Origin of the sequence: Salibacterium lacus, from assembly GCF_042684865.1 — a bacterium.
GTDB classification, from domain to species: Bacteria; Bacillota; Bacilli; order Bacillales; family Marinococcaceae; genus Salibacterium; species Salibacterium lacus.
In genome coordinates, this window is sequence record NZ_JBHUML010000003.1 from 40,438 (window position 1) to 56,367 (window position 15,930).

Here is a 15,930-nt window from a genome sequence, read left to right on the forward strand (position 1 = left end):
CCCGTTCATAACAGCGTACGGCAGCTTCGTTAAAAAGCCCCCGCCTCTCCTTTAGGATAAACGGGGGCTTTACGGGCGGTCACCGAGATTACCAATCGAAAAACAACGTCATTGCTATCGTTAATACCGTGTAACCGAGAGCACCGCCGAGAAATGTGCGGAAATGAGCGTTTTCCTCGGAAGGCAGTTCTTTTTTCAAAACGTTCATGATCATCGCCCCTGAGATAAATGCGAAAACGACACCGAGCATATAAGACGGCATGGGGGCAAATACGCCAATGACCCATCCGAGCAGAATGCCGGCAGCCAGCAGATAACGGCCGAGTTTTTCATAACGCGCCGCATCCTCCCGCCACATGTCATGCGATACCGCCATGAAGTGCAGACCGACCGCAATGCCGTAAAATACGGCTTCTATTCCTTCAATGTCCGAAGCGAATATGTTATAAGCAATCAGCATGTTATAGACAACAAAAAACGCAATCTGTATCCAGAAAAAACTTCCTTCTCCTTTTTCATGTTTACGGGACGCACGTTCCGCCGCTTTATGAACGCCGTAAAAGATTAACAGCCCGCCAAGACCCAATATGTATAACTCCGACTCCATCGTCAGTTCTGATCCCTGCGATATGGAATCCTGTTCTTTATGAAGAGAAGGGAGAACATATACAAACACATAAGATACCGCCACACCACCTGAAAATGAGAGCCATTTGAAACGCCCGATCGAGTTGGAAGATATGATTTTATTCGCAAATAACTGAACAAACAAATACAAAGCCCCGAGTATTATCGTGTCAACCGCCATAAACATTCTCCTTTAATCTTTATATGCCAGCCCCTCCATTCCCCTCCCGCCCTCCGCATAAACCTGTTCCTATGGTACTTTCACCTTTTGCTCCCTTCGTTTTTGAAAAAGTGTGTCAGATTACCTATCGTTTCTGCACAACGGACATTTTATCTAATATACACTTAAAATACATATTAAAGTTGAAAAAAGGGGGATACCCGATCAATGGAACAATCGTACGGCACTATTCAGATTGTCGGCGCGGGACCCGGCTCCCCCGGACTCATCACTCTCCGGGGCGCGGAATGCCTGCAGAAGGCCGACGTGGTTCTGTATGACCGCCTTGCCCACCCTGCCCTTTTGCTGCATGCACCAAAGCATGCGAAACTGATTTACTGCGGCAAAAAGCCCTGTGATCATTCACTGAGGCAGGAAACCATCCAGCAGGAAATGATTATCCAGGCCCGCCACGGAAAAAAAGTGGTCCGTTTGAAAGGCGGGGACCCCGGCATTTTCGGACGGATGGCTGAAGAAATCGAGGAATTGAAAAAACGCGGTATTTCATATGAAATGGTGCCCGGTATTACAGCCGGCAGTGCGGCCGCTTCTTATGCCGGGGTTTCTTTGACCCACCGCCGGTACGCCCATGGTTTCCGGGTACTGACCGGCCACGGGCAGGGACCGTCCGAGGAAACAGAAGCAGATTGGGAAAACCTTGCGGCAACCAGCGATACACTCGTCTGGTACATGGGGGTGAAACGGCTTGAATGTATAACTTCCCGTCTGGTGGAACACGGCAAAGATCCCGACACGGACGTATTGATTGTCGAATGGGCATCCCATCGCCGGCAGCGGACAATCAGCGGTCCGCTTCATGCCATATCCGCTTTGGCGGAGGAGCAAGGTATACAAAATCCATCGGTAATCTTTATTGGAAACGCAGCAGGGCAGCATCAGGACCATCAATGGTTCCAGCCGTCTGCTGCAGGCGGCATCTTTGCTTTCCCGCAGAGTGATGCCGAAGAGGCGGCTTTTGAGCAATTAAAAACAGCAGGAATGGATATATATATCCATCCATTAGTATCAGAAGATTTACATGATTCAGAAAATACCTGGATCATTATGAATCGTCTACGGGAGGAAGGATTTATCCGGCACGCTGTTTTCCCTTCTACAAAAGAAGGACAGCTGTTATATGAAGGCTGGCTGAAAAACGGGCACGAAACCACAAACCCGCTTACCTGCTGGATGACAGCCGATCAAGGAAAAGCCGGATCTTTCACATCCATGCTTCCCCTTCTTTCCCTTGATGAACCAAAAGAATGGCCCGGCTGTTTTCTGGCAGATGAACACAAAACGTCCGGAACTTTGGAAAGAAAAGCAACCATGTAAAACCTTTATTTCTTGTAAGGAGGAATAGATATGGCAGAACACAAAGAACAGTTAGTTGTCATCGGGAACGGAATGGCCGGGGTAAGAACCGTGGAAGAAATATTAAAAAAAGACCCGGAACGCTATAAGATTATCATCTTTGGTAAAGAACCTCATCCTAACTATAACCGTATTTCATTATCCTCTGTGCTCCAGGGCGACACCGAGCTCGATGATATTATTTTAAATACGTACGAGTGGTACGAACAAAATAACATTACACTGTACACGGGAGACCCGGTCGTTGACATTGATACAAAGAAACAGACCATCACCAGTGAAAACAACGTCACTCTTGCCTATGACCGGCTGATTCTGGCTACCGGCTCTAATCCATTTATGCTTCCGCTTCCGGGAGCCGACAAGGAAGGCGTGATTGCCTTTCGTGACATTGAAGACTGTGAAACGATGATCAACGCTTCATCGCATTATCAACGTGCTGCCGTTATCGGCGGAGGCCTTCTCGGACTCGAAGCCGCCCGCGGGCTGTTGAATCTTAATATGGAAACAGAAGTCATTCATCTCGCCGATTCCCTCATGGAACGTCAGCTCGACAGCACCGCCGGAACTATGCTTAAAGAAGAACTTGAACAACAGGGCATGCGGTTCCATATGGAAAAACAGACAGAACAGATCGTCGGCGGAGACCGGGTCGAGGGACTGTACTTCAAGGACGGCACGAAATTATATGCCGATCTCATTGTCATGGCAGTCGGCATCAAACCAAATATCGCACTCGCCCAAAAAGCGGGAATTGAAACCAACCGCGCTGTCGTCGTCAACAATTATATGGAAGCAGACACTCCTAAGGTATACGCGGTAGGTGAATGTGCCGAACACAACGGAATTGCCTACGGCCTTGTCGCTCCGTTGTATGAACAGGCTAAGGTTTTGGCCGATCGTCTCTGTGACGACACGTCCACAGCTTCTTATAACGGGTCGCTCATGTATACACAGCTGAAGGTTTCCGGAGTGGATGTCTTTTCTGCCGGCGATTTCATGGACGGCGAAGGAAAAAAAGCCGTGCGCGTCCACGATGAATTCGAAGGCGTCTATAAAAAAGTCATGGTCCAGGACGAAAAAGTTGTCGGTTCCGTCCTATTCGGCGACACCTCCGATTCTCCGCGGCTTCTGGATATGATGAAAAAGCAGGAAGACATCGGGGGTATGAGCAAAGCGGTACTGCTGCCATCAGAAGACACAGGCCAAACGGAAAGCCCTGTCCTGTCAATGGCTCCGGAAGAAACCATCTGCGGATGTAACGGGGTATCAAAGGAAGCGATTGTTCAGTCCATTGAGCAGGAAGGCCTCAGCTCAGTGGAAGAGATTAAAAAGCATACCAATGCCTCCCGTTCCTGCGGCGGCTGTAAACCACTTGTTTCCGACCTGCTGCAGGCCGTACTCGGCGACGAAGTGACGGAAGGTCAGGTGGAACCGATGTGTGGATGCACAACGATGTCCGACGAACAGGTGCAGGAAGCCATCCGCAACCGGCAGCTCACCCATACACGCGAAGTGATGAATGTGCTCGGCTGGGAGCATGAAGAAGGCTGCACCAAATGCCGTCCGGCCATCAACTACTATCTTGGCGTTGTTCATCCCGAAACGTACGAAGACGACGACCGCTCCCGCTTCGTCAACGAAAGGATGCACGCCAATATCCAGAATGACGGCACCTATTCGGTCGTGCCAAGAATGTACGGTGGAGTAACCAATTCCGATCAGCTCCGCAAGATCGCAAATGTCGCTGATAAATACGAAGTGCCGATGCTGAAATTAACCGGTGGTCAGCGCATTGATATGCTCGGCGTCAACAAAGAGGATCTCCCCGATATCTGGTCGGACCTGGATATGCCGTCCGGACACGCTTACGGAAAAGCCATCCGTACCGTCAAAACATGCGTCGGTGAAGATTTCTGCCGCTTTGGCACCCAGGATTCCATCGGTATGGGGATTGCCATTGAGAAAAAATTCGAACGGCTCAATACGCCTCACAAAATAAAAATGGCCGTCTCCGCCTGCCCGCGGAACTGCGCTGAATCAGGCATTAAAGACATCGGTATCGTCGGTGTGGAAGGAGCATGGGAAATGTATGTCGGCGGAAACGGCGGTGTAGAACTGAGAGCCGGCGATAAACTTGTTAAAGTGGAGTCTGGCGACGAACTGCTTGAAATTATGAGTGCCTTTATGCAGTACTACCGCGAAGATGCCCGTTACCTGGAGCGTACGTCCCACTGGGTGGACCGCGTCGGACTGGATCACATCCGCAGCACCATCATTGAGGACAAAGAAACCCGGCAGTTTTATAAAGAACGCATGGACCATGCCCTTGAGCACAAGCCGGAAGATCCTTGGGCCAGCCTGACCCATAATGAAAACAAACGCAAAGAACTGTTTGAGCGCAAAGCCGTAGAACTTGTGTAAAAGGAGAGGAGAATATGGATACGCTGCAGGGAAAGAAATTATATATTCTGGACTATGAGGAACTGGAACCACATCTTGCCAAAGAAGTAATCATAGGAGAGCAATCCGTTGCCGTCTTTCTCACCGACGGAGAGGTTCACGCGGTGGAGAACAGCTGCCCCCACCGCGGCGGCCCCCTTTCCCAGGGTCTGGTCAGCGGCAGGTACGTCTTCTGCCCGCTGCACGACTGGAAGATTGATGTGACGGACGGTGTCGTACAGGGGGCAGATGAAGGCTGCGTCAAAACATTTCAAACCACTGTGGAAGACGGAGCCGTCTACCTTATATATGAATAAAATCATTACGCATGCAACAATGCACGGCGCCCTCCATAAAAACGAGGCTGGGACAAAACCTCTATAAGCTAGAAAAATGCCGAACGATTTTAAAAAATCGTTCGGCATTTTTCGTTGCTGAGACAAACCGCTGCGCTAAAATACTTTGCTTTTACGTGTTTGTGGCGTTCAGGTTGAGTGAGAATATGTCATAAGGCACTTTAGGAGATCATACACCCTCTTAAACGTCGTTAGACATGGCGCATGAGGCACTTTAGAGGGTTTCGCCCCCCAGTAAACGTCATCAGGAACGAATCTACGTTGCGTTCAGCGGGACAACGAACGGGCCAACGCAGCAAAGAGCCCGTGCCTCGTGCTGTTCGGAGCAGGAGCCAAAATGTTTTGGCTCCTGCTGCTATGCGGGTCTTGAACAACGCCGCAAGACATTCGTGTTTTCCTGCGCCTATTTTATTTTTGCCCCAGCCTCGTTTTCGTTATGAACCATGCTGTATTGTACCGTATCGGTGTTTTTCCGCCATTTTCCGTTCGACCGGGGATCATTTTGGTGCCTATACAGAAATAATGGACCATTCATCAGCGCAGCACTTCACGCAGCTTACCGGCTGCCTGCTGAATATCGTCTGCCCGGCTTACTGCCGAAATGACGGATACGCCGTCAGCCCCTGCTTCCATCACGGATTCAGCGTTGTCGGTATCAATGCCGCCGATGCCGACAATCGGAATGGAAAGGCCGGACTCACGGAGCATGCGGATTGCTCCCGGTCCCACCGGGGTTTCAGCATCTTCTTTCGTGGAGGTCGCAAACATCGGCCCCACACCAAGATAATCTGCGCCATCCTGCACGGCCTGCTCCGCTTCGTCCACCGTTTTAGCAGAAACCCCGACTGTCATGGATGATGGACACTGCTTTTTTATATCCACGAGCGGGGTATCTTCCTGCCCCGCATGGATACCATCGGCTTCAAGTTCCATTGCCAGATCCACGTCATCATTTACAATAAACGGGATCCCCGCTTTCCGGCAAATCTTCCGGAGCCGCCCGCCCAGTTCTTTTTTGGCTGTGCCTTCTGCGGCATCCTGCCCTTTTTCGCGGAACTGAAAGCAGGTAACCCCTCCCTTCACTGCCTCGTGCAGCGCATCTTCCGGATTTTTATCTGTATTGTTACTTCCCATAATAAAATAAAGCAGGTACTGCTCTTTATTCATCATTTTTTTCCACCCGCTTCATGTTGAGGCTCTGTCGGAGATCAAGGTCTCCGACATGATATAAAGCATTCAGAAGCTCGACCTGGAACGTCCCCGGACCCTGGTTGGCCGCGAAGCCTTCTGCCCGTTCTGCTGCAGTGCCGTAAAACCCAAGCGCTGCCGCCGCTCCATGAACCACATGATCCGAGACCGTTAAAAAGGAGGCGGCCACTGCACTGGCAAGACAGCCGGTACCGGTGATTTTTGCCATCATCGAGTGTCCGTTATGCACTTGATACGTTTCCTGTCCGTCAGACACCGCATCCACCGGACCGGTAACAGCAACCGGAGTCCCTAAAACATCCGCCGCGTGCTCCGCAATCACAGCTGTGTCTTTCTGGTCACCGGAGACGTCCACCCCTTTCATCTCACTTTCGAGTCCGGTAATGGCCGAAACTTCTCCTGCGTTTCCGCGAAGGAGGGTAACGTCCAGTTCTTTCAAAAGTTCACGGGCTGTATTGGTGCGGTACGGTGTTGCACCGGCTCCTACCGGATCCAGCACAATCGGGATTCCTTTTTGGGACGCTGCTCTGCCTGCTGCAAACATGCTCTCCACCTGTTCCGGATGAAGAGTACCAATATTCAATACGAGAGCATCCGCCGCCCATGCCATGTCCGCTGCTTCTTCCGGAGCGTCTGCCATCACTGGAGAAGCCCCAACTGCCAGCAGACCATTTGCGTTAAAATTCGCTACGACGGTGTTAGTGATATTATAGATTAAAGGATTCCGCGTTCGAACCTGTTCTAAATAAGATGCAGCTTCTTTTGCTTTCATTGCCATGCCCTCCTTATTTTTTGAGCAGTTCTTCTACGGTAAGACGCGACCCCCAGTGGTTGACCGGACCGTTTCCTTTTCCGAGTCCCAGCGGCTGCGAAATCGCATACGTAATAAAGTCTTTGCTTTTTTTAACGGCCTCTTTCACTTCTTCTCCCCGTGCAAGGTGAGCAGCTATAGCTGCAGAAAATGTGCATCCGGTACCATGGGTATGCTTTGTTTCTGTTCTGGGAGCACTTACAACGTCCACAGTACCATTGTAGTAGATAATGTCTTCTGCATCGCCTTTTGCGTGACCGCCCTTCACAACGGCTGCTGTTACTCCCATATCCTCCACAATCATTTGTGCCGCTTTTTCAGCATCTTCCCGGGTATGGATATTCATACCGGTCAGTAATTCTGTTTCTGCCATATTCGGCGTCACCACTTCAGCGAGAGGAAACAGCTTATTCTTCATCATTGAAGTTGCTTCATCCTCCATCAGCGAATCACCGCTTGTTGCTACCATAACAGGATCTATGACCAGTGGGATGTTTCTACCTTCCAGCAGTCGCGCCGTTTTCTCAATCATAGCCGGCGTCGCAATCATTCCTGTTTTTACAGCTTGAGGTTCGATATCTTCCAGAACAGCTGTTATCTGTTCTTCGAGTGCTTCAATGGGAAGATGCCATACGTTACGGACCCCTTCTGTATTCTGGGCTACAACCGATGTGACGACCGCCATGCCGTAAGCTCTGCATTCCTGAAACGTTTTCAGGTCCGCATGAACCCCCGCTCCCCCACTGGGATCAGTACCGGCAATGGATAAAACACTTGGAATATTATTCATTATCTTTTCCTCCTTCGTAAGAAAAGCACAAGCGCCCTGAATAACGGAATTCCAGGTTGAGACGCCTTGTCCTGAGGCATTCTGAAGACAAGCCGTCGCCGCCTGAAGTGGAGTCATTAAAAATGCCGCTCTTCATCAGGAAGAGCGGCTGCACGTCTATTACTATACTTCTGTGCGCCCGCTCCACTTTCCTCCGATGGTACTAGCCATATCAGGTTCTGAGGGACCGACGCCGGGCAGGCATCATCTCAGCTGTTTTCAGCGCCCCTAGTGGATAGCTGTGACAATTCATCTTTTAATCTATCGTACCGGACGGGATTCAGTCCTGTCAATCTGCGTGGATGCAAATCCCGGCCTCTACTGTCCGCTGTTCTTTTCGCCTTCTTTGATAATACGCTCAAATTGTTTAAATGTATCCAGCACCTGTTTCAAATCCTCCAGATCAATCTGTGTTAAATAATCCTGGACGATGAATGCCTCGAACGACTCAAATTCTTTTTTCAGCTGCCTACCTGTCTCTCCAAGACTCATCGTCACTTCCCGGCGGTTCTGCTCATTGATGGAGCGGATGAGCAGATCTTCGTTTTCGAGTTTATTGACCGATTGTGTCACCGCACTTTTTGAAATGCCGAGCCGCTGTGCCATGTCTTTAAGAGACATGCCCTCGTGACGGATAAATAAAATCATAATGGACTCCTGCCGGGAGGTCAGCTGCAATTTACTTAGAATCGGCAGTTTCGGCTGCAGGTACGTCGCTATATTCTCCAAAGCATCGAGTGATTGAAGATATACTTTCTTATATTCCTCCGTATTCATGATAACCCCTTTTCTCTCTCCCCTTTACAATAAAGCATCCGACCAGCCGTAGTGCAGCAATGCTCCTACAGCTCCACTGTATTCTCCCCGGGGCAGGAAGTAAGGTTTCTTTCCTCTTAATTCGGTATATCCTATAATAATTTCTTTCAGTGTATCATGCCCGGCAAAGGTTGAGCCAATGTAGACAACGGCATCTGTACCAAGCCGGTCCGCCGCCTGCACACTCATCGTGGTGATGGTTTCCCCTATCATTCTTACCACCGCTGAGATGTAGTCCTCGCTTGAAAACCCGGTTTCTCTCATATTCGCAGTGTTCCCGAAGTTACTCGCGGTTAACGCGCCGGAAATCGGCGGTGTCTCGTGGGAGTATATGTCCCCCACCGTAATATTCAGTGCTTGTCCGTTTCCGTTTCGTCCCATCTCCAGTATGGTTTCAAAATCGCTCCTGCCGGTCAGAAGATACGAGAGACCCAGAAGAGTGCCTCCTCCCATCCCGCTTCCTCCAATACGTTCATAAGCATCTTCGGAAACATAATGGATCGAAGTCCCGGTTCCAACATTGGTGACAAGAAATTGACTGCTGATTTCAGGAGACGGGGGGTCTTTTTCAAGAAGCCAGCTCACCCCTTCGCATGTCGCCTCGAATTCATTGACCCTCAGCACCTTGTCCGGGCATGCTTCTGCGAAAACACCGGCTTTCCCACCGGTTATATGTATTTCAGGATTTGTGAAATGATTGTTAATCCATTCTATAATCTCATCTATCCGGTCCGCTGCCATTTTTTCAAACCGCAGGTGTCCTTCATGATTGTAAACGATCTTGACCAGCGTCCCGCCGGCATCAATACCGATATACTGCTTGTCCATTGGCTGCGTTCACCCCTTTTCTTTGTGCGGCCAACTTAACATCACTGTACCTCCGTTTATTTTATACTAAAACATACACACAATGATAGAATATTTTTATAGGAGGAATGGACTCTCCCACAGACGCACCTCACTTTTTTTGTTATACTTTGATAATCACCGAACACAGTTAGGCAGGTAATCGTATGGGTATTTACTCCATTTTAATCAGTCTTGTTATTTTTCTAAACTTGATTTTTGCTGTTATCATTATCTTCCTTGAACGAAAAGATGCTACCTCGACGTGGGCATGGCTGATGGTTCTGCTCTTCGTTCCGTTTCTTGGGTTTATCCTGTATTTGATATTCGGCCAGAATCTGAGCCGGAAACGGCTGTTTGACTGGGAGGATATTAAAAAAATCGGAATTGAAGACTTAATTAAGGAGCAGATTCATTCCCTCCGGGAGCACCGCTTCCATTTTTCCGATCCGGACGCCAGGGAGTACAGGGATCTTATTTATATGCATCTTGTGAACAACGATGCCCTGCTGACTGAAAACAATCAGGTCAGCATTTATACCGACGGCAGGGAAAAATTTGATCAGCTTATTGAAGACATCAACCAGGCCGCGGACCACATTCATCTGCAGTATTATATTTTCCGTAACGATGAACTTGGAACCAGGCTGCTTGAGGCATTGACGAAAAAAGCCCGGGAAGGTGTCCGGGTACGGATTCTGTACGATGAAATGGGATCCAGAAAGCTGCCGAAACGCGCCTTTAATACATTGAAAAAGGCGGGCGGCGAAGTCGAAATCTTTTTCCCGCGCCGGATTCCACTTATTAATCTGCGCCTGAATTACCGGAACCACCGGAAAGTCGTCGTCATTGACGGCATAACCGGATATCTCGGCGGATTTAATGTTGGGGACGAGTACCTTGGGCTCGACCCGAAATTCGGGTACTGGAGGGATACCCATCTGCGCATGACCGGGCAGGTGGTCAAAGCCCTCCAGACCCGCTTTATACTGGACTGGAACCAGGCTACCCATCGTCATTACATTCGCTACGAAGAGCGGCTGTTCCCTGAACACGAAGCAACGGGGGATACCGCTGCCCAGATTATATCAAGCGGGCCGGATTCAGAATGGGAGCAGATTAAAAACGGATACATCAAAATGATTATGGCTGCGAAAGATTCGATTTACATTCAGACCCCGTATTTTATCCCCGACCAGAGTCTGATGGATACACTCCGCATCGCTGCACTGTCGGGCAAAGATGTGAGGATTATGATTCCCAATAAACCAGATCATCCATTTGTATACTGGGCGACCTATTCCCATATCGGTGAACTTTTAAAGACCGGCGCCAGAGTATACGTCTATGAAAATGGCTTTATTCATGCCAAAACCATTGTGGTCGACGGCAAAGTGTCTTCCATCGGCACTGCCAATATCGATGTAAGAAGCTTCCGGCTGAATTTCGAAGTCAATGCCTTCCTTTATCACCGGCCGACGGCAGAACGTATGGCCCTCACGTTCGAAACAGATATGAAGCACTGCCGCGAACTCTCGTTGAAAGACTACAGAGAGCGGTCGCTGTGGATTCGGTTTAAAGAATCGATATCCCATCTTCTGTCCCCCATCCTGTAAACAACAAAGTAAAAAAACACTTTCGATTACCGTCTATGGCAATCGAAAGTGTTTTTTTACTAATACGTAATGTAACCATGAGTGTACAGGCGCGGAGTTTTGCCCGCTGCCTGACATTGTTCATCCCGATTCCAACTGATTAATTCGTTGTCCCTGCTTCCCATAGAGCGGCTGTGTTTCGTGCCAGGGTTTCTATGTAAACTTCGCCATTTTTCATCGCGGATTCCACCGTTCCCGGTCCCGGCATAAGACTGAATGCCGCCGTAATACCGTGGGTGAACACGGCTTCGTATCCCTCTCCGAGCTGACCACAGAACGCGAGAACCGGCACTGTTTTCACCGCCTGTGCTGCTTTGGCTACACCGACCGGCGTCTTTCCGAAAACGGTCTGGTGATCCATTTTTCCTTCTCCGGTAATCACCAGATCAGCATGTTTCATTCTCTCGGCAAAACGGGTTTCTTCCAGTACGATGTCGATACCGGGTTCAAGTGCCGCATGCAAAAATGCTTTCAGACCAGCTCCCATTCCCCCGGCTGCTCCGGATCCGGGGAGGGTGTCCACATGAATGCCCAGCTGTTTTTCAATCACAGCACCGTATCGGCAAAGGGCCCGATCCAACAGATTCACCATTTCTGTGTCCGCCCCTTTCTGCGGACCATATACCGCGCTTGCTCCGTTTTCCCCTGTCAGTGGATTCGTCACATCGCAGGCGGTGCGGATGTCTGTGCTCGGGAGCCGTGGATCCAGTCCCGAGGTATCCACAGCAGCCAGTTCCGCCAGAGATCCGCCGCCGGAAGGAAGGTCGTTTCCGGATGCATCCAGCAGCCTGCCGCCCAGTGCCTGAAACATGCCGGCGCCCCCGTCGTTGGTAGCACTGCCTCCGATACCGAGGATGATTTTCACTGCTCCTTCATCAAGCGCTGCTTTTATCAATTCTCCGGTGCCGTAGGATGTGGCTGTTACAGGGTTTCTGCTTTCTTTGGAAACAAGCGCAATGCCGGAGGCTTCCGCCATTTCCATCACCGCCGTGCGGCCGTCCCCAAGCAGCGCGAACTCTGCCTGCACCGGGATACCGTCAGGGCCGGTGACTTCTTTTTTTATCATCGTTCCCTGCAGGGCATCAGCCATAGCCCGGGTCGTGCCTTCTCCCCCATCAGCCATCGGGATCCGTTCTGTTTCCAAAGTATCCCCGTACACCTGCCTGAATCCTCTTTCCACCGCTTCGGCTGCCTGCATTGCTGACATGCTTTCTTTAAACGAATCTGGTGCAATCACTATTTTCATACGTTTCGCTCCTGTTCCCGAATAATTATGTTATTCGTAAAGCTCTTCTTGATGCCGCTCGAGCACAGTCTCAAAAAGATATTTTTTCTCCGGCAGCGGGAGCATGCATAGTTCATCTTTCAGATCTTTCTGCCGCACGAGTCCGATAATGGATTGGCAGTAGCCGCACCTGCTGCTTTTATGAATCATCGGATTTTCATCCGGATACCAGTCCTCTCTGGAAGGGACATAGTAACCGTGCATCGCCAGCTCCGTGCCATCCGTCAGTTCAAGCCGGATGTGCAGCATACTTCCCTGTTTCCAGGAACCTTCTTCGGCAAAGTCCCGGACAATGGACTCTGTTTCCACCTGGATGCTGGAATCTTTCACCTGGAGAAAGCCGGGCAGTTCTTCTTCCCGAAGTTCCCGCCATCCCGGCGATTCCTGTCCCGTTTCCTGTAAATATGCAATATGTTCCTGATACCTTGAAAGATATAAATGAACCGGCTCTCGATCTGTCATGTCATCCCCCTTTTATACATTGCACCCTGAGTAAGTAAGGCCGTACTACATTCTTCGATAATATTTTCGTGATTCCTTTTTATTTTATTACAAAAACCAGGAATCGTTACACCCTGCCCCGTACAAAAAAGGGACTGCCTCTTTGGGCACCCCCTTCTTTTCTGCTATTTACGGAAAAATTTCCGGTCGGTGTCCTGGAATACAAAAAACTTGATCATAAAAAAACTGGCCGTAAAGGATAAGAACATCGCGCATCCCTTGGCCGCATTATAACGCAGCCATCTCGGCATACCTGCCCATTCCAGCAGCTGATTGGCTCCCAGAAACACAATGTTGTTCACCCCGAGACTGACGACACCCTGCAGAATGAACATCAGCCTCTGCCGCCGGCTTCCCTCGGCAGAGTTGCGGAACGTGATCATCACATTCCAGAAATAACTGTTCGCCACTGCAAGGGAATAGGCGATGGTATTAAAAAGAGCCAGCATCCCCCGTTCATCGGTCGGAAACAAGAGCAGAAGCAGGTTCAGCGTTCCAATATCAACTCCGGCATTGGTAAGGCCGATAACGCTGAACTGCATGAACTGAAATGGACCTTTTTTCTGTTCTTTCTTCGCCATGATACCCCTTCTATTCCAATGACTGGATCAGAGGGCGTGCGCTACGTTAATTCTTCTTTTTTCCGGGCAGCCTCATCCAATCCAACCGCTTCGTTATATAATTCCAGCAGCTGGCTCGCCGCTTCCGACCAGCCGAGTTCACCTATATCTTGACGGGCATTGGCTGCCAGTCGCCGACGCAGTGTTTCATCTTCAAAACGGCGCACCGTATCAACAAAATTCCCATCTTTTTCTGCATCATAAAGCAGGCCGGTCCGTTCATCCTCTATCTGTTCACATGTCGGACCGCTCCGCGCCGCCACGAGTGGCAGCCCGGAAGCCATCGCCTCCAGTATGACAAGGCCGAGTGTTTCCGTTGTGGATGGAAACACGAACACATCCGACGAAGCATACGCCTGCGCCAATTCCTCTCCATGCATGAAACCGGTAAATACCGTTTTTGTTCCTTCAAAATGCCTTTCAAGAGGCTGCCGGTGCGGTCCGTCGCCGACAATCGCCAGAGAAAAATCATCCGATGCCTCGAGCACAGACCGGACCTTCTCGATTTCTTTTTCCGGCGCCAGCCGCCCGACATACAAAAGAAGTTTATCACCTGTTCTGCCGTCGGTCAGCCTTTCTCTCATGTCGGCACTGTAATTACCGGGATGAAAATTTTCGGTATCGACGCCTCGTTTCCATACGTGCACATTCCGGAAATTCCGGGAAGCCAACTCTTCCTGAACGGTCTGCGACGTACAGATATTCAGATCAGCCTGGTTATGAAGCTTGCGGAAATACCACCATATCACTCCTTTAAAAGGGGAGAGATGGTAATAATCCAGATACTGCGCAACATTCGTATGATAGGAAGCCACGAGCGGGTACCCGAGCCGCCGCGCATATTTCACCCCTGAATACCCGAGAATCGCAGGGTTCACGACATGGACCACATCAGGATTATAGTCTTCCAGATACTCTTTTACGACCCGGTTCGGAAGCGCAAACTGCTTTGATCTGTAAAAAGGCAGCGTCCGCGCCGCAACGCCTTTGACAGGGGCACCGTCAAATTCATCCACCCCGAGATCCGGAGCAATGATCAGCACGTCGTGGCCCGCGCGGTGAAGCCATTTAATACAGGCAGTCAGTCTGGTGACAATCCCGTCTGTGGATGGTAAAAATGTTTCCGTTACAATCGCGATCTTCAAGGAGGACACTCCCAGCTTCCTTATTTCCAGGATACACCCGGCAGTACATTCTCTTCGATGACACGGTCTTTATGATGCATGACAGCTTTTAGAATACTGCGGATGACGTCGTCGGTCAGCAGATGCGGTTCCAGACCGAGGTCTTTCAGTTTTGTGTTCTCCGCATGGAAGTAGTGATCTTCAAGTTCCACTCTTGGGTTTTCAAGGTGGGCTATATTTGTGTCGAAGCCTTCTTCCTGCGCCACTTTCTGCACCTTGTCTGCAAGATCCAGTACAGAGAATTCTTCTGTGAACTGGTTAAAGACCCGGAACTCTCCACTATCCGCAGGATTCTCCGCCGCAATTTCAATGCAGCGTACGGTATCTTCCAGATTGAGAAATCCGCGGGTTTGTCCACCTTTACCGTATACCGTAAGATCGTGGCCGATGGTGGACTGAATGATGAACCGGTTCAGCGCTGTTCCGAATACACCGTCATAATCGAGACGGTTGGACAGGACCGGATCCATCTTCGTTTCGTCTGTTTCGTGGCCGTACACAACACCCTGGTTCAGGTCGGTCGCACGGATTCCCCATATTTTGCAGGTGAACATGATGTTGTGGCTGTCATGTACCTTGGAGAGGTGATAGAACGAACCTGGCTGCTTCGGATACGGCAGCACGTCTTTACGTCCTTTATGTTCCACCTCGAGGTATCCTTCTTCAATTGGAATATTCGGTGTCCCGTATTCACCCATGGTACCCAGTTTAATAAGGTGGCAGTCCGGTACAATCTCTTTAATGCCAAAAAGCACGTTCAAGTTGCCGACGACGTTGTTCACCTGGGTATACACCGCATGCTCGCGGTCAATCATCGAATAAGGAGCGGAACGCTGCTCGGCAAAATGCACAAATGCCTCCGGCTTTTCTGTCAACAGCACCTGTTTCAGAAAGTCATAATGATTCAGGTCGCCTTCGTATGTACGAATTTCCCTGCCGGTCAGTTCTTTCCATTTCTCCACACGTTCACTCAGATCGGCAATCGGCGTGATTGAATTGGAATGAAGCTCGTCGTCCCACTTTCTGCGGGCCATGTTATCGATAATGGAAACATCATGTCCCTGTTTGGATAAATAAAGGGCCGTCGGCCACCCGCAAAAACCGTCTCCTCCAGCTATGATAATATTCACGTCATAACCTCCACTCTCTTCTTAA

Annotated in this window: 15 protein-coding genes and 1 riboswitch; of the genes, 4 read left to right on the forward strand and 11 right to left on the reverse strand. The window is 49.9% G+C overall.

What is annotated here, in order from left to right:
- Nucleotides 1-88 precede the first annotated feature (88 nt).
- On the reverse strand, nt 89-808 hold the full coding sequence (locus ACFSUB_RS10820) for a hypothetical protein (protein WP_380713276.1): 720 nt from the start codon (nt 806-808) through the stop codon (nt 89-91).
- Nucleotides 809-1,015: 207 nt separating this feature from the next.
- Here ACFSUB_RS10820 and cobA point away from each other — a divergent pair, with 207 nt between their 5' ends.
- The 3 genes from cobA to nirD are packed head-to-tail and all read left to right on the forward strand — an operon-like array spanning nt 1,016 to nt 4,980.
- Nucleotides 1,016-2,182, forward strand: a complete 1,167-nt coding sequence (gene cobA / locus ACFSUB_RS10825) for a uroporphyrinogen-III C-methyltransferase (RefSeq protein WP_380713277.1) — start codon at nt 1,016-1,018, stop codon at nt 2,180-2,182.
- A gap of 30 nt (nt 2,183-2,212) precedes the next feature.
- A complete protein-coding gene (gene nirB, locus ACFSUB_RS10830; protein WP_380713278.1) occupies nt 2,213-4,645 on the forward strand; it encodes a nitrite reductase large subunit NirB in 2,433 nt (810 codons plus the stop codon).
- Nucleotides 4,646-4,659: 14 nt separating this feature from the next.
- Complete coding sequence (gene nirD, locus ACFSUB_RS10835) at nt 4,660-4,980, forward strand: nitrite reductase small subunit NirD (protein ID WP_380713279.1); 321 nt, start codon at nt 4,660-4,662, stop codon at nt 4,978-4,980.
- 573 nt (nt 4,981-5,553) lie between these two features.
- Here the strand turns inward: nirD and thiE are convergent.
- The 5 genes from thiE to coaW all read right to left on the reverse strand — a co-directional run bounded on the left by thiE (nt 5,554) and on the right by coaW (nt 9,512).
- Nucleotides 5,554-6,186 carry a thiamine phosphate synthase gene (thiE, locus tag ACFSUB_RS10840; RefSeq protein ID WP_380713639.1) on the reverse strand — a complete coding sequence of 211 codons (633 nt, stop codon included), beginning with the start codon at nt 6,184-6,186 and terminating at the stop codon, nt 5,554-5,556.
- Nucleotides 6,179-7,000 carry a hydroxyethylthiazole kinase gene (thiM, locus tag ACFSUB_RS10845; RefSeq protein WP_380713280.1) on the reverse strand — a complete coding sequence of 274 codons (822 nt, stop codon included), beginning with the start codon at nt 6,998-7,000 and terminating at the stop codon, nt 6,179-6,181. Before thiM ends, thiE begins: the two co-directional genes overlap by 8 nt.
- Before the next feature lie 13 nt (nt 7,001-7,013).
- Nucleotides 7,014-7,829 carry a bifunctional hydroxymethylpyrimidine kinase/phosphomethylpyrimidine kinase gene (thiD, locus tag ACFSUB_RS10850; RefSeq protein ID WP_380713281.1) on the reverse strand — a complete coding sequence of 272 codons (816 nt, stop codon included), beginning with the start codon at nt 7,827-7,829 and terminating at the stop codon, nt 7,014-7,016.
- A 171-nt stretch (nt 7,830-8,000) separates the two neighbouring features.
- Nucleotides 8,001-8,108: riboswitch (TPP riboswitch) on the reverse strand.
- A 78-nt stretch (nt 8,109-8,186) separates the two neighbouring features.
- Nucleotides 8,187-8,645: a MarR family winged helix-turn-helix transcriptional regulator gene (locus tag ACFSUB_RS10855; RefSeq protein ID WP_380713282.1), complete on the reverse strand. Its 459-nt coding sequence runs from the start codon at nt 8,643-8,645 to the stop codon at nt 8,187-8,189.
- A gap of 24 nt (nt 8,646-8,669) precedes the next feature.
- A complete protein-coding gene (coaW, locus tag ACFSUB_RS10860; protein WP_380713283.1) occupies nt 8,670-9,512 on the reverse strand; it encodes a type II pantothenate kinase in 843 nt (280 codons plus the stop codon).
- Between the two features lie 185 nt (nt 9,513-9,697).
- On the opposite strand from coaW, the gene cls reads away from it, so the two are divergent.
- A complete protein-coding gene (gene cls, locus ACFSUB_RS10865; RefSeq protein ID WP_380713284.1) occupies nt 9,698-11,146 on the forward strand; it encodes a cardiolipin synthase in 1,449 nt (482 codons plus the stop codon).
- A 139-nt stretch (nt 11,147-11,285) separates the two neighbouring features.
- Here cls and ACFSUB_RS10870 read toward each other — a convergent pair whose 3' ends face one another.
- The 5 genes from ACFSUB_RS10870 to ACFSUB_RS10890 form a co-directional block, all read right to left on the reverse strand.
- Nucleotides 11,286-12,431, reverse strand: coding sequence for a glycerate kinase (locus tag ACFSUB_RS10870; RefSeq protein WP_380713285.1), 1,146 nt, complete (start codon nt 12,429-12,431; stop codon nt 11,286-11,288).
- 30 nt (nt 12,432-12,461) lie between these two features.
- On the reverse strand, nt 12,462-12,932 hold the full coding sequence (locus ACFSUB_RS10875; protein ID WP_380713286.1) for a hypothetical protein: 471 nt from the start codon (nt 12,930-12,932) through the stop codon (nt 12,462-12,464).
- Nucleotides 12,933-13,096: 164 nt separating this feature from the next.
- Nucleotides 13,097-13,552 carry a GtrA family protein gene (locus ACFSUB_RS10880; protein ID WP_380713287.1) on the reverse strand — a complete coding sequence of 152 codons (456 nt, stop codon included), beginning with the start codon at nt 13,550-13,552 and terminating at the stop codon, nt 13,097-13,099.
- 41 nt (nt 13,553-13,593) lie between these two features.
- Nucleotides 13,594-14,736 (reverse strand): glycosyltransferase family 4 protein, encoded by a 1,143-nt coding sequence (locus ACFSUB_RS10885; protein ID WP_380713288.1) that lies wholly within the window; start codon nt 14,734-14,736, stop codon nt 13,594-13,596.
- Nucleotides 14,737-14,756: 20 nt separating this feature from the next.
- Nucleotides 14,757-15,905 carry an NAD-dependent epimerase/dehydratase family protein gene (locus ACFSUB_RS10890; protein WP_380713289.1) on the reverse strand — a complete coding sequence of 383 codons (1,149 nt, stop codon included), beginning with the start codon at nt 15,903-15,905 and terminating at the stop codon, nt 14,757-14,759.
- Nucleotides 15,906-15,930: the final 25 nt, after the last annotated feature.